Raw genomic sequence first — 20,980 nt, forward strand, 5'->3', positions numbered from 1 at the left:
GCCTACTACGACGCCACAGACCCTTCCGCGATCTGGCCCGCCTGGCTCTGGGCGGATCACACCTGGGTCACGTGTGTGGTACTCACCGACATGATGCCGGCCGTGGTGCGCACCACCTCGTGTGCGACGGTCTGACACGACCGTTGGCCAACTACTGCACCGATGCCGAGCGCGCGGCCCGGTCAGCGGCTGGCAGGGGACCGGTGCGGGACTTGTGCGAGTGTGTCAACCGCGCATGCGGCTCGAAGATGAAGCGAGTGGAGCCTAGGAGATTCGAACTCCTGACATCTGCCTTGCAAAGGCAGCGCTCTACCAACTGAGCTAAGGCCCCGGGTTCGGGTGGTGGGCCTAGGAGGACTTGAACCTCCGACCTCTTCGTTATCAGCGAAGCGCTCTAACCGCCTGAGCTATAGGCCCCTGAACCGAGGACTGAGATTACCCGACGGGGTGGCGAGAAACCAAAACGGTGTCCGCCGTCGTCCGTGAGCTGGGCAGATGGGCCTCGGCACCCGCACTGGTTGGTACTGGTCGGGTCTAGTCGAGGTCGGCCAGAGTGATCTCAAGACCGCCGACGAGGTCGGCGACGAGGTTGTAGATGTAAGAGCCGATGGTGCCCAGCGCCGTGATCAGCACGGCGTTGACTGCGCCTAGTAGAGCTGCGTAGAAGAACACGCTGCCTGCGCCGATGATGTCGTTTTGCGACGTCGAGCCGCCGGTGGTCACCGACGTGCCGAAGGAGCTGTTCACCTGCTCCCAGACACCCATCCCGTCGAGCACCAGATACAGCACGGCGACGGCGATCATCCAGATGACGAAGCCGACGATCGAGAGCACGCCGACCACCTTGAAGGTCGCCCACGGGTCGAGTCGACGGATCTGCACGGCAGCGCGCAGCCCACGACCAGTCGAACCGACGTGGGCCGGCGCCGAGCGTTCCGCGGAGCCGGTCACCTTCGCAGGGTCGACCGCCGCGGCCCGAGCGGCCTCGGTGTTGGTGTGGTGGATCTGGTCGAGATCGGGTAGCTCCGCCTCCACAGACGGATCCCGAGCGATGGTGCGCGTGGGGGTCTCGGTGAAGCGACCACGCGGTGCCTCGGCTGTTGCGGTGGATGCCCCGGTCGGCGAATCAAGCTTCGTCACCGGCGCCTGCTGACCACTCGTGCCCGCCACAGGGGTGTCGCCACCGGTCACCACACCGCGCGGAGGAGGCCCACCGGGACGACCCCCGACGGGGATCTGCTCGGTGGTCCCCGCATCGGGCACGGGAACCTGCGCGCTTGCGGTGGTCTCGGGTCCGGCCACTGCGCCTGGGCCGCGCTGCCACGGAGGAACCAGCCCGCCACCCCGGGGCGGACCCGACTGGGCTGCCGGGCCACCGGACGCGGTCGGCGGCGTGGACGAGGTCTGGTTGTCCGGGTCGTTCGGTTGGCTCACTGGTGTCATTTCCTCCGATTGCGCACGTTGGGTCCACCCTAACGGTTGTGGCCGTCACACAAGACGAGCCACGACGCTGCAATAGCGTCGTGGCTCGTGCGTATGTCCGGAATGCCGATCAGATCAGGCGGTCGTTTCCGGGTCCAGCTCGTCGGCGTTGCGGGCGATGGCCAGCAGCGTGGTCCCCTCGTCGAGGTTCATCAGGCGCACACCCTTGGTCTGCCGTCCGGCCTTGCGGACCTGACGGGCCGCGGTGCGGATGACACCGCCCCCGGAGGTGATCGCGTAAAGCTCGGAGTCGTCATCGACGATGAGCGCGCCGATCAACGTGCCGCGGCGCTTATCGTGCTGGATGGTCAGCACGCCCTTACCGCCACGCCCCTGCACCGGGTAGTCCTCCATTCCGGTGCGCTTGGCGTAACCGCCAGAGGTCGCCACCAGCAGGTAGGTCCCCTCGCGGACGACATTCAGCGACAACAACTCGTCATCGGCGTTGAACCGCATGCCCTGCACACCGGAGGTCTGCCGGCCCATCGGGCGCAGCGCCTCGTCGTCGGCGTGGAAGCGGATCGACTGCCCCTTACGGCTGACGAGCAACAGATCATCCTCAGCACTGCACAATTGAGCGCCGACGAGCTCGTCCTCGCCGCGCAGGTTGATCGCGGCGATTCCGCCGGACCGGTTGGAGTCGAAGTCCTCAAGCTTGGACTTCTTCACCAGTCCGTTGCGGGTCGCGAGCACGAGATACGGTGCATCGGTGTAGGTCTTGATCTGAATGACCTGGGCGATGCGCTCCTCCGGTTGGAAAGCAAGGAGATTCGCGACATGCTGTCCACGTGCGGTGCGGTTGGCCTCGGGGAGCTCGTAGGCCTTGGCGCGGTAGACGCGACCCTTGGTGGTGAAGAACAGGATCCAGTCATGCGTCGAGCAGACGAAGAAGTGCGCGACGATGTCGTCCTGCTTGAGCCCTGCCCCCTGCACACCCTTTCCGCCGCGTCGCTGACTGCGATAGAGGTCGGTTTTGGTGCGCTTGGCGTAACCGGTCTCGGTGATGGTGACGACGACGTCCTCGCGGGCGATCAGATCCTCGTCGGCTACGTCACCGTCGGCGGCGATGATCTGGGTTCGTCGATTGTCGCCGAACTTCTCGACAACCTCCCGGAGCTCGTCACGCACGATCGCACGCTGACGCTCGGGCTTGTCGAGAATGTCCTTGTAGTCGGCGATCTCGCGCTCGATCTCGTCCAACTCGTCGATGATCTTCTGCCGCTCCAACGCCGAGAGTCGACGCAGCTGCATGGCGAGGATGGCATCGGCCTGGATCTCGTCGATCTCCAGTAGATCCATCAACCCGGTGCGGGCTTCGTCGGTGTTGGCCGAGGCACGGATCAGTGCGATCACTTCATCAAGGGCGTCAAGGGCTTTCACCAGACCACGCAGGATGTGCGCGCGCTCCTCGGCCTTACGCAACAGGTAGCGGGTACGCCGCACGATGACGTCGATCTGGTGGGCGACGTAATAGCGAATCATCTGATCGAGACGTAGGGTGCGGGGCACCCCGTCGACGATCGAGAGCATGTTGGCACCGAAGCTGGTCTGCAGCTGGCTGTGCTTGTACAGATTGTTCAGAACGACCTTGGCCACCGCATCACGACGCAGGGTGACCACGATCCGCAGGCCGACACGATCGGAGGAATGATCTTCGATCTTGCTGATGCCCTTGAGTTTTCCCTCGTTCACCTGCTCGGCGATCGATTGGATCATGTTGTCCGGGTTGACCTGATAGGGCAACTCGGTGATCACGATCTGCGTGGCGCCGCCCTTGGCCTCCTCGATCGCGGTCACCCCACGCATACGGATCGACCCGCGACCGGTGGTGTAGGCGTCCTTGATCCCCTGACCACCGACGATGAGGCCGGCCGTCGGGAAATCCGGGCCCTTGATCCGCTCCATGCAGGCGTCGAGGGTGGACTCGTCGTCGGCCTCGTGGTTCTCCAGCGCCCAGAAGATCGCCTCGGCCACCTCGGTGAGGTTGTGCGGCGGGATGTTGGTGGCCATACCGACGGCGATACCGCCAGATCCGTTGATCAGCAGATTCGGGATCCGCGCGGGCAAGACCGTGGGTTCGTTGGTCTTGCCGTCATAGTTGGGTGTGAAATCGACGGTGTCCTTGTCGATGTCGCGCAACATCTCCATCGCCAGCGGAGTGAGGCGGGCCTCGGTGTAGCGCATGGCCGCCGGGCCGTCGTTGCCGCGGGACCCGAAGTTTCCCTGCCCGTCGATCAGCGGGTAGCGCATCGACCACGGCTGGGCCAGGCGTACCAATGCGTCGTAGATCGCCGAGTCGCCGTGCGGATGGTAGTTGCCCATCGTCTCGGCAACTGGTTTTGCCGATTTCACATAGCTGCGATCGGGGCGGAAGCCGGCGTCGAAGGAGGCGTAGAGCAATCGGCGGTGCACGGGTTTGAGGCCGTCGCGGACCTCGGGAAGTGCGCGGCCGACGATCACGCTCATCGCGTAATCGATGTAGCTGTTCTGCATCTCCTGGCCGAGATCGACCGGTTCGACGCGATCGCCTTCCCCGCCGGCAGGCGGGAGGGTGGTGTCAGTCATGAAAAATCCTCACAGATGTGGTGTCCGGTCAGGCTTGGTGCGTGACGTCAGACATCAAGGAAGCGAACGTCTTTCGCGTTACGGGCGATGAAGCTTCGGCGCGCGACGACGTCTTCACCCATCAGCACCGAGAACAGTTCGTCGGCCGCAGCGGCGTCGTCAAGAGTGACCTGGCGAAGTGTGCGGGTGGCCGGATCCATAGTGGTTTCCCACAACTCGCTGGGGTTCATCTCACCAAGGCCCTTGTAGCGTTGGATGCCGTCGTCGGTGTTGATCTTCTTACCGGCCTCGAGGCCGTTCTTGATCATGGCGTCGCGCTCACGGTCGGTGTAGGCGTACTCGGCCTCGGCGCCCTTCTGCCACTTGAGTTTGTAGAGCGGCGGCTGGGCGAGATAGACATGCCCGTGTTCGATCAGCGGGCGCATGAAACGGAACAGCAGGGTCAAGAGCAAGGTGGAGATGTGCTGCCCGTCGACGTCCGCGTCGGCCATCAACACGATCTTGTGATAGCGCAGCTTGGCCAGGTCGAATTCGTCGTGAATGCCGGTACCGAAAGCCGTGATGATCGACTGGACCTCGGCGTTCTTGAGGACGCGGTCGATGCGGGCCTTCTCGACGTTGATGATCTTGCCACGCAACGGCAGAATCGCCTGATACATCGAGTCGCGCCCGGTCTTGGCCGAGCCGCCAGCCGAGTCACCCTCCACGAGATAGATCTCGCACTTGGACGGGTCGTTGCTGCGGCAGTCGGCGAGCTTGCCAGGCAGTCCTCCGATATCGGTGGCGCTCTTGCGCCGCACCAGGTCTCGTGCCTTGCGAGCCGCCATCCGCGCATGAGCGGAGTCGACTGCTTTGTTGATGACGATCTTGGCCTCGGCCGGATTGGCCTCGAACCAGTGCTCGAGATGCTCACCGGAAGCCTTCTGGACGAAGCTCTTGACCTCGGTGTTGCCGAGCTTGGTCTTTGTCTGACCCTCGAACTGTGGGTCGGAGACCTTGACCGAGATCACCGCCGCCAGACCCTCGCGAATGTCATCGCCGGTGAGGTTGGAATCCTTCTCCTTGAGTAACTTCTTGTCCCGCGCATAGGAATTCACCACGCGCGTCAGTGCCGCACGAAAGCCCTCCTCGTGCGTACCTCCCTCGTGGGTGTTGATGGTGTTGGCGAAGGTATGCACCGACTCGGAATATCCGTCGTTCCACTGCATCGCGATCTCAACCTCGTGGCCGGTGCCCTTGCCGGTGAAACCGATGACCGACTTGTGGATCGGATGCTTGGTGCGGTTGAGGTGCTTGATGTAATCGACCAGACCGTCCGGATAGTGATAGGTCCGGGTCTTGGATTTTGCTGCGGCAGCGGCCTTTTCCTCGTCGGACTTCACCTGCTCGGCGGCTTCGGTGGCGCCGTGTTCACCCTCGGCGCTCGGGTCCCCGGGCGCCTCGACGGCCTTGGGTCGCCGGTCGGTGAGGGTGATGGTGAGTCCCTTGTTGAGGAAGGCCATCTCCTGTAGTCGGCGCGCAACCGTCTCGGCGTTGAACGAGGTCGTCTCGGTGAATATCGACGCGTCCGGCCAGAACCGCACCGCGGTACCGGTCTTGCGAGTGGGCTTACCCTTGACCAGGCCATCCGGCTTGGACTCAGTGAAGGTTTCCGACCAGTGGAACCCGTCGACGTCGATCTCGACCTCGACCTTGGTCGACAATGCGTTCACGACGGAAATACCGACGCCGTGCAGACCACCGGAGACCGCATAAGCGTCCGAGTCGAACTTGCCACCGGCGTGCAGCTGGGTCAGGACGACCTCGACGGTGGGTTTACCGGTTGCGTGCATGCCGACCGGGATGCCACGACCGTCATCGACCACCTCGACGCCACCATCCTCGAGCAGCGTGACGTCGACCTTACTGGCGAATCCGGCCATCGCCTCGTCGACGGAGTTGTCGACAACCTCCCAGATCAGGTGATGTAGACCACGTTCACCCGTGGAGCCGATATACATGCCGGGACGTTTACGCACCGCCTCGAGGCCTTCGAGGATGCTGATCGATTCCGCACCGTATTCGGACGGCTTCTTCCGGGGCTTCTTCGATTCCGAACCACCGGTCTTGTCACTGCTGTCGGCCACGAGGTGCGTCCGCTCCTGTTCTCATCGATTTCGACCCGACGATCATGAGATGATCAGCACACAACTGCCAGCACGACATGCTGTGGTCGGACGCAATCGTCCGCTGTCACCGCTGCCATGACCGGCGGCTGATCCCCCTGTCGGGACAACTCCCTGTTCATTGTACTGTCTCAGCCAGTCAGAAACCCACATCTGGTGCCGCTGATTTGCACACAGACCGATTTTTTCCGATACCTACCGGTCCGGGCGTGGTCTGAGGACGAAATCTGGCTCAGAGTCGACGTGACGCGGGAAACTGTCGGTGGGGTGGAGTAGCACGTCACGCTACGCTCCCACCGCTTCACCGAGTCATCCGTAGGTGTCGCGGGGTCCGCGGCCTCGCACGTGTCGCTCCCCCTTGCGCCACGACGGGCCCTTGGGTCCGGTGATCTTCAGCGACGTGACCATTCCGTCGCCGATCGCGGTTGCGATCTTGGCGAGGATCTGTGACTGCACGTACCGCAGTTGCGTCGCCCAGGCCGTGGATTCGGCCTGGATGTATAAGACGTTGTCGCGCAACGATGTCGGTGTGGCATGGGCGGAGATGTCGGAGCCGACGATCTGCTCCCACATGCCAAACAACGTGCCCTCGGCGATGCGCGGTTGCCATCCGCGTTCGCGGGCCAGGCCACCGACGAGCCGCCCGAAAGGCTGCGGATCCCGTGCGTCCGGACCGGAACCCGACCACCGCCGACGGCCACCCTGACGCACACCCAACCGCCGTCGCGGTGGTGACGCGCGACCCTGACCGACCGACTTGCCGGCGGCACGGGCCGAGGCCCTCGCCTCTTCCAACGCGCGACGCGCACGCTCGTAGCCGGTAAGTCCGTCCGGGAGCGCCGCCGAGCCAGGCGCCGGAGGTGCCGTGGCGGGCGTTGGCGTCTCAGGTGCTCCTGCGTCCGGCCAGTCGGTCATAGCCTCAGTCTCCCCGGCAGGTCCGACACACTCGTCTCCGACTCCTCAGGATGTGCGACATCAGATTCGGCAACATCGCGTTTTGAGCCCTCGGCATCTGAGGTCCCGGCATCTGAGGTCCCGGCTGCCGACACGACCACCGAATACCGGACGCCCTCCTCCTCGATCATGTTCACCGCGATCGACCGACCCCCGACTCCCATGGGAACATCCTCGGCGACTGCGGCAGTGATGATCAACTGTTCCGCACCTTCGGTGAACTCGACGAGTTTGCGCCGTCGGGCGGCGTCGAGTTCGGCGAATACGTCGTCGAGCATGATGACTGGTTCTACGCCGTCAGCTCTGGCCAGTTCCACCGATCCCAATCGCAGAGCGAGCGCGAGCGACCACGATTCTCCGTGGCTGGCAAAGCCTTTCGCCACATCGGAACCGAGAACGAGATCGACGTCGTCGCGATGCGGTCCCACCAGCGACAACCCTCGTTCGATTTCTTTGCCACGGATCTCGCCGAGGCGGGTCAGCAGCGCTGCCTCGATGACCTGGGCATCGGCGGATTCTCCTGCGGCAGGAACGATATCGTCGCCGACACTGGGCCGATACCGCAGCGTCGCCGGTCGCGAGTGCGGGGCGATCGCCGCATACGATCCGGCGAAATGTGGTTCGAGATCACCGAGAACGTCGATCCGTGCGGCGGTCACTTGCCCACCAAGAGCGGCGAGTTGGGCATCCCAGACGTCGAGCGTCGAGATCACCGAAGCGGCGTCGGATCCACCGCGCCGCATAGCAGCGCCGGCTGTCTTCAACAGCGCCGAACGTTGTCGCAACACCTTGTCGTAGTCTGAGCGTGCCGCGACGAATCGTGGACCGCGTTGTGCGACAAGCTCATCGACGAAGCGACGCCGGTCACCCGGATCGCCACGTACCAGGAGGAGATCCTCAGGGGCGAAAAGCACCACGCGCAGAACGCCCACGAGATCGCGCGGCCTACGCTGCGGTGCGGTGTTGAGCCACGCCTTATTGGATCCTTCGGCATTGATCTGCAGCGACGCCGTCAATTCCCGGCCGGCGTTCTCGACGGTGGCGGTCACCAGCGCAGACGTCGACGACGAACGCACCAGCGGCGCGTCGGTGCTGACCCGGTGGGAGCGCAAAGTGGCCAGATAGTACAGTGCCTCGACCAGATTGGTTTTGCCGAAACCGTTGCGGCCGGTGATGATGACCGGTCCGGGCGCCAACTCTACGTCGACCCGCGGCCACGAGCGAAAGTCACGCAGATGCAGTTCGCGGACGAACACGGCTTAGCCCGCCGAGGTGTCCGGCGGCGAGCCGGTCTCCCCCACCGAGCGGCCCGTGGTGTCACGAACAGCGTGCCCGCCGAACTGATTTCGCAGTGCCGAGACAGCTTTGAGTGCCGGTGACCCGTCCTGGCGGGAGGCGAACCGCGCGAATAACGCAGCGGAGATGACGTTGGCCGGGACCGAGTGCCGGATGGCCTCCTCGACGGTCCAACGGCCCTCGCCCGAATCCGTGGTGTAATCCGAGATCTGCGCCAGCCCCGGATCTTCCTGCAGCGCTCGCACCAGCAGATCAAGCAGCCACGAGCGGATCACTGTGCCATGGGTCCAGGCCCGCAGGGTGCCCTCGACGTCAGTGATCAGGGGTTCGGCCGAGAGTAGCTCGTAACCCTCGCCATAGGCGTGCATCAGCCCATACTCGATACCGTTGTGCACCATCTTCGCGTAATGACCGGCACCCACCGGCCCGGCGTGCACGAAGCCGTCGGCGCGTTCACCCTCGGGACGCAGTGCGTCGAAGATGGGCATGACCCGTGCGACATCGGCGTCGGCACCGCCGGCCATCAGACCGTAGCCGTTATCCAAGCCCCACACCCCGCCGGAAACACCACAGTCAATATATCCAATACCCTTGTCTTGTAACATCTTTGCGTGCTCAAAGTCGTCGGTGTAACGCGAATTGCCACCGTCGATGACGATGTCGCCCGGCGACAACTCCTCGGCCAGCGAGGCCACGGTGGTGCGCGTCGGATCGCCGGAGGGCACCATTACCCAGATCGCGCGGGGCGCATCGAGCGCTCTGACGAGATCGGTAAGAGTCCTGACGTCGGAGACCTCGGGTCGCGGGTCGTAGCCGATCACCTCATGCCCGGCAGCGACGATACGGGTGCGCATATTGGCACCCATTTTCCCCAGACCGACAAGTCCCAGCTGCATCGCGATCCTCTCGAAGGTGGTGGTGGCGATCCGCTTCTAGTGTGGAAACCGTTGTGTAGGAACGTCGTGAGGGCTAAATCGTCCGCCGAAGAGGCGTATCGGCTCAGCCCGGCAAGCGGACCGGCATGAGCAGATAACTGAAGGCACTGTCGGGAGCGACGAAGGCACCGGACTCGTCGGCGACCGGCTCATCTCCCCTCGATACCCGCAGCACCGCCGGGCGACTGGGTGTGGTGAACCCGAAATCGACCGACTTGGCGTTGATCGCCGACAACCCGTCCTGCAGGTAGCCAGGGTTGAACGCGATCGTCAACGGCTCACCACGGAACTCGACCGGGAGCTCTTCCTCTGCCTTACCCGCCTCGTCGCCGCCTGCGGTGAGTAGCACCGATCCCTCGGTGAATTCCATCCGCACCTGAGCTCCGCGCTCGGCCACCAGCGCCACACGCTTGATCGCCTCGATCAAGGGAGCGCTCTCCACGGTTGCGACCGCGGTGTGAGCCGCCGGCAGTAGCTGACGGAACTTGGGGAACTCGGCATCGAGCAGGCGCGTCGTGGTCTGCTTGGACTCGCCGAGAACGCCCAGGATGCCTTCGGAGCCGATGGCATCGCCGGACCCGAACGCGAGTCGGACGACTCCGGTACCCTCGGCGCCTGCTGTCTTCGCGCTCTCCGACAACGTCTTGGCGGGCACCAGGACCGCTCCACTGACGTCGGGCTGGGCCGGATCCCACTCGAGTTCACGAACGGCCAACCGGAAACGGTCTGTGGCGGCGAGGACGACGGTGTTGCCCTCAATCTCGACGCGCACACCGGTCAGCATTGGGAGCGTGTCGTCACGGCCAGCGGCGATTGCGACCTGAGATACGGCCTCGGCAAAACGGTCAGCCGGAATGGAACCGGTGACTGTGGGCACGTCGGGTAACTGCGGATAGTCCTCTACGGGCATCGTCGGCAGCGAGAACTTCGCGCTGCCACAGGCGATGGCTACCCGGGATCCATCGAGCGTGACATCAACGGGCTTGTTGGGCAGAGCCCTGGTGATGTCGGCGAGCAGGCGTCCCGAGACCAGAACCTTGCCCGGCTCAGCGATCTCGGCGGCGATCGATTCCTGCGCGGAAACCTCGTAGTCGAAACCGGAGATCGTCAGGCCGGCATTGGCGTCGGATCCGGTCTGGTCAGGAGCCTCGAGCACGACACAGCCGAGCACCGGCACCGGCGGACGGGACGGCAGGCTTCGGGCAACCCAGGCGACGGAATCGGAGAACTCGTCGCGCGCGACACGAAACTTCATAACTGGGGATGCGCCCTTCTCTCGTCTGCCTTGGTTGCTGTGGGGTCGGTGTGCGGGACGGCATGGATCCGCTGAAGCGACGTGTGGGGACGCGCTCGGTGCGAATCGGGAATTCCCACTCTAGAACGCCAACGCGCGCGGGTGAGCGGTTGGGGTCAAGTCGCCACGCCGCGAATCAGCGATCTCCACCTCGAACCTGGAGTGGGTGTGTACACAGATCCTTCTTCAGAAGAGATGTATTGAAAGAGAAATCAACAATAGTCATAGGAGCTGTGGATCCTGTGGAGATCGCCGTGTTTGTGCAGGCCATGTGCCTGATCGGGGTGTGCACTGTGGTGGGATGAGCCGTGGAGGTGTGGCGCGGTTGATGTGGATGACGAGTGTTGTTCGATTCCTGTCCACCGTCGATGCACATGTTTGCTCGCCCGATCCCAAGCTCCATCCACAGGGCGGCCGGCACGGATTTCCCGCGTCGCAAGACCGGGATCGGTGAGTGAGGACGGCGCGTGGGAACCACAGAAGGCTCGGGTGCGAGTTGAGAGTTGATGTCGGCGAAGGTGTCGATGCGACGCGGCCGTTGAGGCGGGTCGGTGAGGCGTGCCTGGGCGACCGGTCAGCGGTCGGCGCGTTGTTTGATGCGCGCGGTGAGTTCCTGCACATGGTCGTAGACCTTGCGCCGCTCGGCCATCTCTTTGCGGATCTTGCGTTCGGCGTACATGACCGTGGTGTGGTCGCGGTCGAAGGTCTCACCGATCTTGGGCAAGGAGAGGTCGGTGAGCTCGCGGCACAGGTACATCGAGATCTGGCGCGCCTGGGCGATCGCTCGGGCCTTGCCTGGCCCGCGGAGTTCGTCGACGGAGATGTCGAAGTACTCGGCGGTGATGGCGAGGATGCCGGCGGCGCTGATCTCGATGCTGCCGGAGTTGGGCAGCAACGCTTGCAGCACGACGTCGGCCAGGGATTTGTCGAGCTCGGTGTTGTTCAGCGACGCGAATGCGGTGACCCGGATGAGAGCACCCTCGAGCTCGCGGATGTTGCGTTCGATCTTGGAGGCGATGAGCTCGAGGACGTCGTCGGGCACCACGATGTTGTCCATCTGCGCCTTTTTGCGCAGGATCGCGATCCGGGTTTCCAGATCCGGCGGCTGAACGTCGGTGATCAGGCCCCACTCAAATCGAGTGCGAAGCCGATCCTCAAGTGTCGCAAGCTGTTTCGGTGGACGGTCGGAGGAGATGACGATCTGCTTGCTGGTGTTGTGCAGGGTGTTGAAGGTGTGGAAGAACTCTTCCTGGATACCTTCCTTGCCGATCAGGAACTGGATGTCGTCGACGAGGAGGACGTCGACATCGCGATAGCGGCGTTTGAACGCCACACGCCGATCATCACGCAGGGAGTTGATGAAGTCGTTGGTGAATTCTTCGGTGGAGACGTACTTGACTCGCATGCCCGGGAAGAGACGCTGGGCGTAGTGGCCGGCGGCATGGAGGAGGTGGGTCTTGCCCAGTCCGGATTCGCCCCAGATGAACAACGGGTTGTAGGCGCGCGCGGGTGCTTCGGCCACCGCGACGGCCGAGGCGTGCGCGAATCTGTTCGACGCACCGATCACGAAGGTGTCGAAGGTGTACTTCGGGTTGAGACTGACCGGAGTTCCCGATGCCGACGAGGTGGAAGTGGTGGGTCGCTCGGCGAAATACGACGACCACTCGGCGCCGGGGGTCGCGCTCGGCGCGCGCGGACCGGAGGGATTGGTTGCGCCGGAGTAGTCGGAGCCGGTTGGCGTGGAATGGCGGAACGAATCGGACGGTGTTGGGTGCTCTCGACCGGCGAAACCTTGTCCCGGTAACTGTCCCGACCCGTCTGACGATGGGCGACCGGCCGCTGACGGATCGATCGGCCGCCCGGGCCCTGATTCGTCGAATGCGATGGGAGACAAGGGAACCGGATCGATAGTCGCCGGGTCGGTTGTGTCTTCGAGAGGAGTGGGCGTGGTTGTTCGCACGCCGAGGTCCACGGCTTGACCGAGATGACGGCTCAACGTGGTGCGGATCGTATCGCGTAGATTGCGTTCGATCTGCTCCTGGACCAGTGGCGTCGGCACCGCGAGCAGTGCGAACCCCTCTGCCAGCGTCAGTGGTTGAACGAGGGACAGCCAGGCCTTCTGCTGTCGGCTGAGAGGCTCATGATGGGCGGCGTCGTCGTTGAGTTCGGCGACAACCTGCTTCCAGACTTCGCCGAAGGAGTCGCGATCCGATGTCACACTGACCCTCCTGCTCGACGCCTGTTTACCATCGACGCCTGCTCTTCATCACTGCGGCGAAGGATGGCGGCGTGCCCTACCTGCTCCCGCCTCCGACGAAACTACCAGCATCGGCGAGGGGTCGGTCGGGGGTGGACGGACTCAACCTTGGCGGTCTCGGGCGGACTTGTCCACACACTTATCCACATCTGTGAATAAAAGGATATGGAGGATCACCTGCTGTGGGTCGCGGTCACCGCATACCGTCGACCAAATACGTCACCAAACGTTCCTCGCGTCACCGCAATTGTGCGGCGTGAGAGCAAGGTAACGCGCGAAACCGTAACAGACCTGATCGGCCCCGACAAAGGATGTGAGCCGTCGATCCTCCGATCGGGTGAACGCGCCGGGCTGGCCTGCACGATCGATGCTCGTTTGATTTGGCCGGGTTGACTCCCGTACTCTCGACTGGTCATCCAGGTTGCGGATTTGCGGTGGATCGCGTCCTCAGCAGCGTCGTCGGGCACTCGGCGTCGGTGCGGGGGGCGCCACCACTCCGGCACTAGTCCGGCACCGCGTCAGGATAAGCAGAGACCACCACAGGATGTGGGAACGCGAGTTTTCGGCGTGCCCATCTCACCGAGCACAAGGAGTTACCGTGGCTAAGGGAAAGCGGACTTTCCAGCCCAACAATCGTCGTCGCGCACGCGTGCACGGCTTCCGGCTGCGTATGCGCACCCGTGCGGGTCGCGCCATTGTCAATAGCCGTCGCAGCAAGGGCCGCGCGAAGCTCACGGCCTGATCTCGACTTGCGCTGCCGGTCGTGACCACAAGTCCGGCCGGCGTCGTGTTGTGTGATGATGTCGGCCCAACATGGGATCTCTCGTGGATCTGACTTCTCCCGCACGCTGAAACGCGGTGTGCGGGTTTCGACGCGTGATCTTGTGGTCAGCATCGCCGTGGTGCCCTTGGTTTGGCCGGACCCGTCCGGACGTCGTGCCCAGGTGGCTATGTCTGGCGGTCCCTGGCTGGGGCTGATTGTCAGTAGGTCCGTCGGCCCGGCAGTGGTTCGTCATCGCGTGGCGCGTCGTTTGCGCGCCGCGTTCCGTGAGGTCAGTGGGCGGGTTCCGGCCGCGGAGAGCTTTGTAGTGGTCCGTGCTCTCCCAGGCGCGGCACATCGTTCTAGTGATGAGCTGGCCGATCAACTGCGAGAAGTGATGGGTCGTAAGCGTGTTCGCGAGCTTGCGGTGCGTTCCGCACGGATCGATGCCGTCGCTGGCGGGGTGTCGGCATGACCGGTGTCGAGACCTTCCCCTACTCCCCCTCGCCCACCGTCATCGAGGACTCGCGGCTAACGCGGGTCAGGCGCCGGATCCATATGTTCCCGCGACGCGGACTGATCTTTGTCATCGAGCTGTATCGCACCTGGGTGTCGCCGATGCGGCTGCCGACCTGTCGGTTCGAGCCGACCTGCTCTGCATACGCGGTCGAGGCGTTGACTCAACACGGGTTTTTCCATGGCGGTGCGCTTGCGGTGATCCGGCTGCTCAAGTGCGGACCGTGGCACAAGCCCGGCTATGACCCTGTCCCCGATCGTGGATTCCGCCATCCGCGGGTCCGCTCGCAGGGCACGCGGGGTGATAGCGCTGCGAGCAATACCGCTTACGAAGACCTTTCTCAATCGGACGCGGCGGAAACGTCGTATCGCATCGCCGACGACGGCGTACGCGCATCTATGGAAGTGAGGGATAGCTGACCCGTGCTGAACTTCATCTATTGGCCGGTATCCGCGATCATGTGGTTCTGGCACTGGCTGTTCGACTTCATTACGCCGGACTCTCCCGGCGGTAACGGTGTCGCCTGGGCATTGTCTGTGGTGTTCCTGGTGTTCACCCTGCGCGCGATTCTCTACAAGCCCTTCGTGAAGCAAATCCGCACCACGAAGAAGATGCAGGAAATCAACCCACAGCTGCAGGCGATCCGGAAGAAGTACGCCAAGGACCGGGTCAAGATGACCGAGGAGATGCAGAAGCTGCAGAAGGAGCACGGTTTCAATCCGCTGCTCGGCTGCCTCCCGATGCTGCTGCAGGTTCCGGTGTTCATCGGCCTGTTCCACGTGCTGCGATCGTTTAACCGCACTGCACACGGTATGGGTCAGCTCGGCATGTCTCCCGAGGAGACGCGATCTGTAGGCAACTACATCTTCAACGTCGATCAGGTGCAGAACTTCCTCGACGCTCGCCTGTTCGGGGTGCCGCTGTCGTCATTCATCACCGAACCGAAGACAGAGTGGGCGGCGTTCGTCCAGCCGGGGCAGCCGATTGACTTCACGCGAGTTGACATCGCCATCGTCGTCATCCCGATGATGATCATTGCGTCTATTGCGACCCATATGAACTCCCGTGCGTCGGTCGCGCGTCAGCCCCAGGCTGCTCTCGAGAATCCGCAAACCCGGATGATGAACATGCTCGCGCTGTACATCTTTCCGCTCGGCATCTTGGTCACGGGCGCATTCTTTCCCGTCGCGATCCTGTTGTACTGGATGAGCAACAACCTCTGGACCTACGGGCAGCAGCACCTCGTGTTCGGTCGCATTGCCAGGGAAGAAGAAGAGGCCAGACTCGCCAAGCAGGAGAAGTTGAAGGCGAATGCTCCTAAACCAGGCGCCAAACCCGATCGCACCAAGAGACTCGGTGACGGTCAGGGGTCGGGGAATGGGGCGGACCTCGAGAAGGCCGACGGTGCGGGTGAGGCCTCCGATGGTTCGGCGGAGGGCACCTCGAACGCATCGCTGATGGATCGACTAGCCAAGGGGCTCGGGATCGGCGGAGCCGGAACAGTGAAGCGGAGTGCCATCAAGGCGAGTGTGTCGACGGGCCCGGGATCGGCGGTGGATGCCTCGTCATCCTTTGCCGCCACTGAGTCCGAGTCCAATGAGGCGGGTGCCGGCTCCTCGTCACAGGCAACCGGGTCCACACCCGCCAAGCCGAAGCCAGGGCAGAAGCCCGCCGCGCAGACTCCCGGAGCGTCGGGTTCGAGCTCGAAGAATCAGGGGACGAAGAATCAGGGGACGAAGAAGGGCGGGAAGCGAGGCGGCCGCAAGGGCGGCCGGCGCTGAACCGTTGCAGTATTGCCCCATCGCGGGCCGGGTCATACCGGCGACCGCCCCAGACATCGTAAGTACTAGTAAGAAGGTGGAACCGAGATGACAGCCGAGACCGCGACGCACGGTGAGTCAGATGTGAGAAAACCCGCAGTAGGTGATTCTTTCGAGACCGAGTCTTCTACGACCGATTCGCCTGTGACAGCACTCGATGTCGCTGGGTCCGGATCGACGGGATCTGGTGTCGCCGAGTTGGAAGGGCCGAACGGTGATGACTCGGTACAGGTGGGTGCTGACGAGGAGCGCGCTGAGGACGAGGGAGACCGCCTCTTCGAAGAGGGCGAGATCGCTGGTGATTATCTCGAGCAGCTCCTTGACGTCTTGGACTTTGACGGCGACATTGATTTGGATGTCGACGGCGACCGCGCGGTGGTGAGCATCGATGGCGGTGACGATCTGTCGAAGCTTGTCGGTGGCAAGGGCGAGGTTCTCGACGCGCTACAGGAGCTGACCCGGCTCGCGGTTCAGCAGGTGACCGGTGACCGCAGCCGGCTGATGCTCGATATCGCACGGTGGCGCGCCGACCGTCGGGATCGTCTCGCGCGTCTGGGCACGGAGGTGGCCGAGCGAGTCCGCGATGGTGGCGGGCGTGAAGCGCTGGATCCGATGACCCCGTTCGAACGCAAGATTGTGCACGATGCCGTAGCGGCTGTAGATGGTGTCATCAGCGAGAGTGAGGGCGTCGAGCCCAGGCGAAAGGTCGTCGTCATCAAAGTCGACTGACATTGGGTCGCGGTACGACACGCTCGGTGCCACGAAGCCGACCACCATTTCGGTAGTTGCGAAGTCCCGGTTAGCGCCGGGACTTCGCCATTTGCGGCCTACTAATGACATGGATGTCATTTCTACCGAGCGCGTGTGTTTCACGTGGAAGTGTCGGCGTGGGGACTACGAATGGAAGGATCACGTTTCACGTGAAACATGACGGCGACGGTGCGCCCGGTGATGGAGTGGACCCCTCCCCTCCCCCAGCGGCCCATGCGGTATTCGAGGGCCGGGTGGAACTTGCGATGCGCTATCGCGAGATTCTCGCGACCGACGGCATTACGCGTGGCCTGATCGGTCCGCGGGAAGTCCCGCGTCTGTGGGATCGACATATTGTCAATTGCGGCGTACTGGGTGAGGCTATCGCCGGAGGAGAGTACGTCATCGACATTGGTAGCGGCGCCGGTCTACCAGGCATCCCACTCGCGCTGGCGCGACCAGACTTGCGCATCACGCTCGTTGAGCCTCTGTTGCGTCGATCAACGTTTCTGGAAGAGGTCGTGACTCTCCTTGGGCTGGATGTCACAGTCGTCCGGGGTCGCGCCGAGGAGCGATCAGTGCGCGCGGAGGTCGGCGTTGCCGACGTGGTGACCTCGCGTGCTGTTGCGCCTCTGGATCGGTTGGCCTTATGGTCTGCTCCGTTGATCAGAACCGGCGGACGACTGGTAGCGATCAAGGGATCGTCTGCGTCCGACGAGATCGATCGGGATCGGTTGGCTGTATCGCGTCGTGGTCTGATCGATCTTGAGGTGCGGCGGTGCGGTGTCGGCGTGATCGACCCGCCGACGACGGTTGTCGTAGGCGTTCGAAATGATCGTGTCAGCGGGTCTCAGTCGTCCAAGAAGAAGCGGGTTAATCGGCGTAGCCGATCGGACCCTCGTGGGTCAGGGAGGTAGTTGGTGCGCATCGGTCGCAGGGCGCAGAATAGAAGAGCATCATCAAGTGGCTCGGAGGTCGTTGGTGATGGCGCCCCATCTGTCGGTCGAAGGAGTCCTCGCGTGGTCCAGCAAGATCGCAACGTTTCACGTGAAACCGTACTTACCGGCAAGAGTGGATCCGACCCTCGCGCTACCTCTCCCACTACTTCGACGGCCTTGGAGGCATCGTTGGACGACACACCCATTGCCGCCGCGGCCGCCCGAGCCAGCCAGGTCCTGACACCCGGTGCGGCTGGACGACTACCCCGGCCGCGGGATGCTCGCGTCCTGACGGTTGCGAACCAGAAGGGTGGCGTCGGTAAAACGACGACAGCCGTCAATCTTGCAGCGGGACTGGCCGTCCACGGCCTCCGCGTTCTCGTCGTCGATCTCGACCCTCAGGGCAATGCCAGTACCGCGCTCGGAATCGATCATCGCGCGCCCGACATTGCCTCGGTATATGAACTGCTCCTCGGAGAGGTCGGGGTCCGCGAGGCGATCAAACAAAGTCCCAGCAACGAGAACCTCTACTGTGTCCCCGCAACACTCGACCTTGCCGGTGCCGAGATCGAGTTGGTGTCGCTCGTCGCGCGTGAGAACCGCCTTCGGAACGCGTTGAACGATGACGCAATGGCGGACTTCGGCTTCGACTACGTCTTCATCGACTGCCCACCGTCGCTCGGTCTACTGACCGTCAACGCGATGGTCGCGGCGCGCGAGGTGCTCATCCCCATCCAGTGCGAGTATTACGCGCTGGAAGGTGTCGGGCAGCTACTCCGCAATATCGAGTTGGTCCAGGCACATCTCAACAAAGAGCTCCATGTGTCCACGATCCTCCTCACCATGTACGACGGGCGCACGAAGCTTGCCGACCAGGTAGCCGAGGAAGTGCGCCGACACTTCGGCGAGAAGGTCTTGTCCACGATCATCCCTCGAAGCGTGAAGGTCTCCGAGGCACCCGGATATGGCATGACGATCATCGAGTACGACCCGGGTTCACGTGGGTCAATGAGCTACCTCGATGCTGCCCGGGAACTCGCGATGCGCGCTGACACGGCGCCCGTGCCCTGATAGCGCCCGATACCGAATATCGCCCGAGGGTGTCAGCCCGCCTTGCCTGAGAGGAATGCAGTGAGTCAGAAAGAAACCGCACACCGACGAGGTGGACTCGGCCGCGGTTTGGCGGCATTGATCCCCACCGGTCCCACCGAGGAGGACCTGACCACTCCGAGGCTTGGAGCTGCCGCTGCAGACGTCGTGATCGGCACCGGAAATGGTGGCGGTTCGGTAGCGTCGTCGGCCGGCGCGCCGAGCTCAAAGATCGCTGCGGCTACAGCCAACGCTGCCGGTGAGCGAGGTGCATCCACTCCCCCGGCCGTGATCGGCACACCCGATGAGGTCGGCGCAGTCTACCGGGAGATCCCACCAACGCTCATTCAGCCGAATCCGAATCAGCCGCGGACCGTCTTCGACGAGGATGCGCTGAATGAGCTGATTCATTCGATCCGCGAGTTCGGTCTCATGCAGCCAATCGTGGTTCGCAAGTTGCCCGCCCCCACCGCGGAGGGTGTCCAGTTTCAGATCGTCATGGGCGAACGTCGGTGGCGAGCAAGTCAAGAGGCCGGCCTCGAGGCGATCCCGGCGATTGTGCGAGAGACGCCCGACGGTGACATGCTCCGCGATGCACTCCTGGAGAACATTCACCGTGCGCAGCTGAATCCGCTCGAGGAGGCGGCCGCGTACCAACAACTCCTTGAAGAGTTTGACGTGACACATGAGGAGTTGGCCGCGCGGCTCGGGCGATCGCGCCCGGTGATCACCAACATGATCAGGTTGCTCAAGCTACCCATTCCGGTCCAGCGACGCGTCGCGGCCGGGGTTCTGTCCGCAGGACACGCTCGCGCGCTGTTGTCTCTCGAGACCGGAAGCGATGCTCAGGAGGCGTTGGCGGCGCGTATCGTCGCGGAAGGAATGTCGGTCCGTGCGACCGAAGAAGCGGTCACTCTCGAAAACCATGACGGCGGATCGACGACCCCCTTGCCGACCGCCAAGCGCAAACCGATGCAGATGCCCGGCCTCCACGACCTTGCCGAACGACTGTCGGATCGTCTAGAAACTCGCGTCACGGTCAGTCTGGGTAAGCGGAAAGGCAAGATCGTCGTCGAGTTCGGTTCGGTGGATGACCTCCAGCGAATCGTTGGAGTGATCGATCCGGGTAAGTGACTTTTGCCGAAGATTTTCCACTACCTTCCACCCGCGGGAGCAACGTCACTGTGACGAAACAATGCGAGAGCGCATCGGCTGGAACCGAATACCGTTATGGCACAAGCATTTCCGGTGTGGCGGCGTCTTCCGACGGCGGTGTGGCGATGGGATGGATGAGCTGACATGGAACCGGTGGTCTCGCGGCTGACTCTCGAGTCGTTCGAGTCACTACCTCCGCATGCGCGTCGGTGTGTCTTCTGGGAGGTCGAGCCAAGCATGGCTGGCCCGCTGGATCGGCCCGAGTCTGCGGAGGCTACCGAGGTGGTCAGTCGCGGCGTTGCACGCGCTCCGTTCGAGAGCGAGTTCGACAAGGAGGCGTGGATCTCTTCGGTGCTCTTGGAGTGGGGTGCATGCGGTCAGCTCGCCACCGATCCGGCAACCGGAGTCATCGTCGGCACGGCGTTCTATGCACCGCCCGGACGTGTCCCACGATCTCGGTTGTTCCCGACATCGCCGGTCAGCGCCGACGCCCTCCTCCTCACTTCCATCCAAGTCGAGCCCGGTTATGAGGAGGTGGCCACTCCCCTACTCGATGCCGTGCTGGTCGACCTCATGCGTCGCGGTGTCCGCGCGGTTGAGGCATTCGGATTGGTTCGTGGCGGAGGGCCGGACGGTGGGGGTTCCGGCACGGCGCGTCGTAACCCGACACCTGACGCGACTCCGGGGATGCGCGACATCAGTGAGTGGTCGGACGAGGAGATCGTCAGCGTCGCACGCGAAATCCTGGACAACCCACAGCCAGATCTGTGCACTCGATGCCTGCTCGACGCTGCATTCCTGAAAGCATCAGGATTTGATGTCATTGCATCTCACTCCCGCTTCCCCCGGCTGCGGTTGGAGCTCGATGAAGGCCTCGGGTGGAAGTCGGAGGTCGAGGGGGCTCTGGAGAAGCTGGTGGTGATGGCGTCGATTGACATGATGGGTCGGGAACGAACCCTCGCCCCGGTGGGACGCCGACTCTAGAGCCTCGCCGAAAAGCCAA

17 protein-coding genes and 2 tRNA genes are annotated in these 20,980 nt (G+C 63.3%); 9 read left to right on the forward strand and 10 right to left on the reverse strand.

Translation table 11 applies throughout. The annotated features are described in order from the left end of the window. Nucleotides 1–258 precede the first annotated feature (258 nt). The 10 genes from EF294_RS06125 to dnaA all read right to left on the reverse strand — a co-directional run bounded on the left by EF294_RS06125 (nucleotide 259) and on the right by dnaA (nucleotide 12,909). Nucleotides 259–331 (reverse strand) — tRNA-Ala (locus tag EF294_RS06125). Nucleotides 332–340: 9 nt separating this feature from the next. Further along, a tRNA-Ile gene (locus EF294_RS06130) sits at nucleotides 341–417 on the reverse strand. A gap of 117 nt (nucleotides 418–534) precedes the next feature. Next, nucleotides 535–1,443 (reverse strand): DUF3566 domain-containing protein, encoded by a 909-nt coding sequence (locus EF294_RS06135; protein WP_123926869.1) that lies wholly within the window; start codon nucleotides 1,441–1,443, stop codon nucleotides 535–537. Between the two features lie 114 nt (nucleotides 1,444–1,557). After that, nucleotides 1,558–4,047: a DNA gyrase subunit A gene (gene gyrA, locus EF294_RS06140; RefSeq protein WP_123926872.1), complete on the reverse strand. Its 2,490-nt coding sequence runs from the start codon at nucleotides 4,045–4,047 to the stop codon at nucleotides 1,558–1,560. Between the two features lie 47 nt (nucleotides 4,048–4,094). Beyond that, nucleotides 4,095–6,173 (reverse strand): DNA topoisomerase (ATP-hydrolyzing) subunit B, encoded by a 2,079-nt coding sequence (gene gyrB, locus EF294_RS06145; protein ID WP_123926875.1) that lies wholly within the window; start codon nucleotides 6,171–6,173, stop codon nucleotides 4,095–4,097. 348 nt (nucleotides 6,174–6,521) lie between these two features. Next, a complete protein-coding gene (locus EF294_RS06150; RefSeq protein ID WP_123926878.1) occupies nucleotides 6,522–7,127 on the reverse strand; it encodes a DUF721 family protein in 606 nt (201 codons plus the stop codon). Further along, a complete protein-coding gene (recF, locus tag EF294_RS06155; RefSeq protein ID WP_123926881.1) occupies nucleotides 7,124–8,422 on the reverse strand; it encodes a DNA replication/repair protein RecF in 1,299 nt (432 codons plus the stop codon). Before recF ends, EF294_RS06150 begins: the two co-directional genes overlap by 4 nt. Nucleotides 8,423–8,425: 3 nt before the next feature. After that, nucleotides 8,426–9,358, reverse strand: a complete 933-nt coding sequence (gene gnd / locus EF294_RS06160; protein ID WP_123926884.1) for a phosphogluconate dehydrogenase (NAD(+)-dependent, decarboxylating) — start codon at nucleotides 9,356–9,358, stop codon at nucleotides 8,426–8,428. A gap of 103 nt (nucleotides 9,359–9,461) precedes the next feature. Continuing rightward, nucleotides 9,462–10,652 carry a DNA polymerase III subunit beta gene (dnaN, locus tag EF294_RS06165; RefSeq protein WP_123926887.1) on the reverse strand — a complete coding sequence of 397 codons (1,191 nt, stop codon included), beginning with the start codon at nucleotides 10,650–10,652 and terminating at the stop codon, nucleotides 9,462–9,464. A gap of 613 nt (nucleotides 10,653–11,265) precedes the next feature. Then, the gene (dnaA, locus tag EF294_RS06170; RefSeq protein ID WP_123926889.1) at nucleotides 11,266–12,909 is read right to left on the reverse strand and encodes a chromosomal replication initiator protein DnaA; all 1,644 of its coding nucleotides are present in this window, start codon (nucleotides 12,907–12,909) and stop codon (nucleotides 11,266–11,268) included. A gap of 637 nt (nucleotides 12,910–13,546) precedes the next feature. Between dnaA and rpmH the strand changes: the two genes are divergently transcribed. From rpmH to EF294_RS06215, 9 genes are all read left to right on the forward strand, one after another. Then, complete coding sequence (gene rpmH / locus EF294_RS06175) at nucleotides 13,547–13,690, forward strand: 50S ribosomal protein L34 (protein WP_006368615.1); 144 nt, start codon at nucleotides 13,547–13,549, stop codon at nucleotides 13,688–13,690. 55 nt (nucleotides 13,691–13,745) lie between these two features. Next, nucleotides 13,746–14,183, forward strand: coding sequence for a ribonuclease P protein component (gene rnpA / locus EF294_RS06180; protein WP_123927536.1), 438 nt, complete (start codon nucleotides 13,746–13,748; stop codon nucleotides 14,181–14,183). Next, nucleotides 14,180–14,644 carry a membrane protein insertion efficiency factor YidD gene (gene yidD / locus EF294_RS06185; protein ID WP_123926893.1) on the forward strand — a complete coding sequence of 155 codons (465 nt, stop codon included), beginning with the start codon at nucleotides 14,180–14,182 and terminating at the stop codon, nucleotides 14,642–14,644. The genes rnpA and yidD overlap by 4 nt, the downstream gene beginning before the upstream one ends. A 3-nt stretch (nucleotides 14,645–14,647) precedes the next feature. Further along, a complete protein-coding gene (gene yidC / locus EF294_RS06190; RefSeq protein WP_123926896.1) occupies nucleotides 14,648–16,006 on the forward strand; it encodes a membrane protein insertase YidC in 1,359 nt (452 codons plus the stop codon). Between the two features lie 183 nt (nucleotides 16,007–16,189). Beyond that, nucleotides 16,190–16,774, forward strand: coding sequence for a Jag family protein (locus EF294_RS06195; RefSeq protein ID WP_425459401.1), 585 nt, complete (start codon nucleotides 16,190–16,192; stop codon nucleotides 16,772–16,774). A 287-nt stretch (nucleotides 16,775–17,061) separates the two neighbouring features. Continuing rightward, on the forward strand, nucleotides 17,062–17,712 hold the full coding sequence (gene rsmG, locus EF294_RS06200; protein ID WP_425459402.1) for a 16S rRNA (guanine(527)-N(7))-methyltransferase RsmG: 651 nt from the start codon (nucleotides 17,062–17,064) through the stop codon (nucleotides 17,710–17,712). A 210-nt stretch (nucleotides 17,713–17,922) separates the two neighbouring features. Further along, nucleotides 17,923–18,804, forward strand: coding sequence for a ParA family protein (locus EF294_RS06205; protein ID WP_123926903.1), 882 nt, complete (start codon nucleotides 17,923–17,925; stop codon nucleotides 18,802–18,804). Nucleotides 18,805–18,864: 60 nt separating this feature from the next. Next, nucleotides 18,865–19,956, forward strand: coding sequence for a ParB/RepB/Spo0J family partition protein (locus tag EF294_RS06210; RefSeq protein WP_123926906.1), 1,092 nt, complete (start codon nucleotides 18,865–18,867; stop codon nucleotides 19,954–19,956). A 165-nt stretch (nucleotides 19,957–20,121) separates the two neighbouring features. Then, nucleotides 20,122–20,961, forward strand: a complete 840-nt coding sequence (locus tag EF294_RS06215) for a hypothetical protein (protein WP_123926909.1) — start codon at nucleotides 20,122–20,124, stop codon at nucleotides 20,959–20,961. Nucleotides 20,962–20,980 lie beyond the last annotated feature (19 nt).

The sequence above is a fragment of the Gordonia oryzae genome (assembly GCF_003797185.1).
Classification (GTDB): Bacteria; Actinomycetota; Actinomycetes; order Mycobacteriales; family Mycobacteriaceae; genus Gordonia; species Gordonia oryzae.

Coding starts and splice junctions, on each gene's coding strand:
- rnpA (WP_123927536.1), top strand. CDS start 13,746: ATGATGTCGGCCCAACATGGGATCTCTCGTGGATCTGACTTCTCCCGC.
- rsmG (WP_425459402.1), top strand. CDS start 17,062: ATGCGCTATCGCGAGATTCTCGCGACCGACGGCATTACGCGTGGCCTG.
- EF294_RS06135 (WP_123926869.1), bottom strand. CDS start 1,443: ATGACACCAGTGAGCCAACCGAACGACCCGGACAACCAGACCTCGTCC.
- gnd (WP_123926884.1), bottom strand. CDS start 9,358: ATGCAGCTGGGACTTGTCGGTCTGGGGAAAATGGGTGCCAATATGCGC.
- EF294_RS06215 (WP_123926909.1), top strand. CDS start 20,122: ATGGAACCGGTGGTCTCGCGGCTGACTCTCGAGTCGTTCGAGTCACTA.
- dnaN (WP_123926887.1), bottom strand. CDS start 10,652: ATGAAGTTTCGTGTCGCGCGCGACGAGTTCTCCGATTCCGTCGCCTGG.
- EF294_RS06150 (WP_123926878.1), bottom strand. CDS start 7,127: ATGACCGACTGGCCGGACGCAGGAGCACCTGAGACGCCAACGCCCGCC.
- gyrA (WP_123926872.1), bottom strand. CDS start 4,047: ATGACTGACACCACCCTCCCGCCTGCCGGCGGGGAAGGCGATCGCGTC.
- yidD (WP_123926893.1), top strand. CDS start 14,180: ATGACCGGTGTCGAGACCTTCCCCTACTCCCCCTCGCCCACCGTCATC.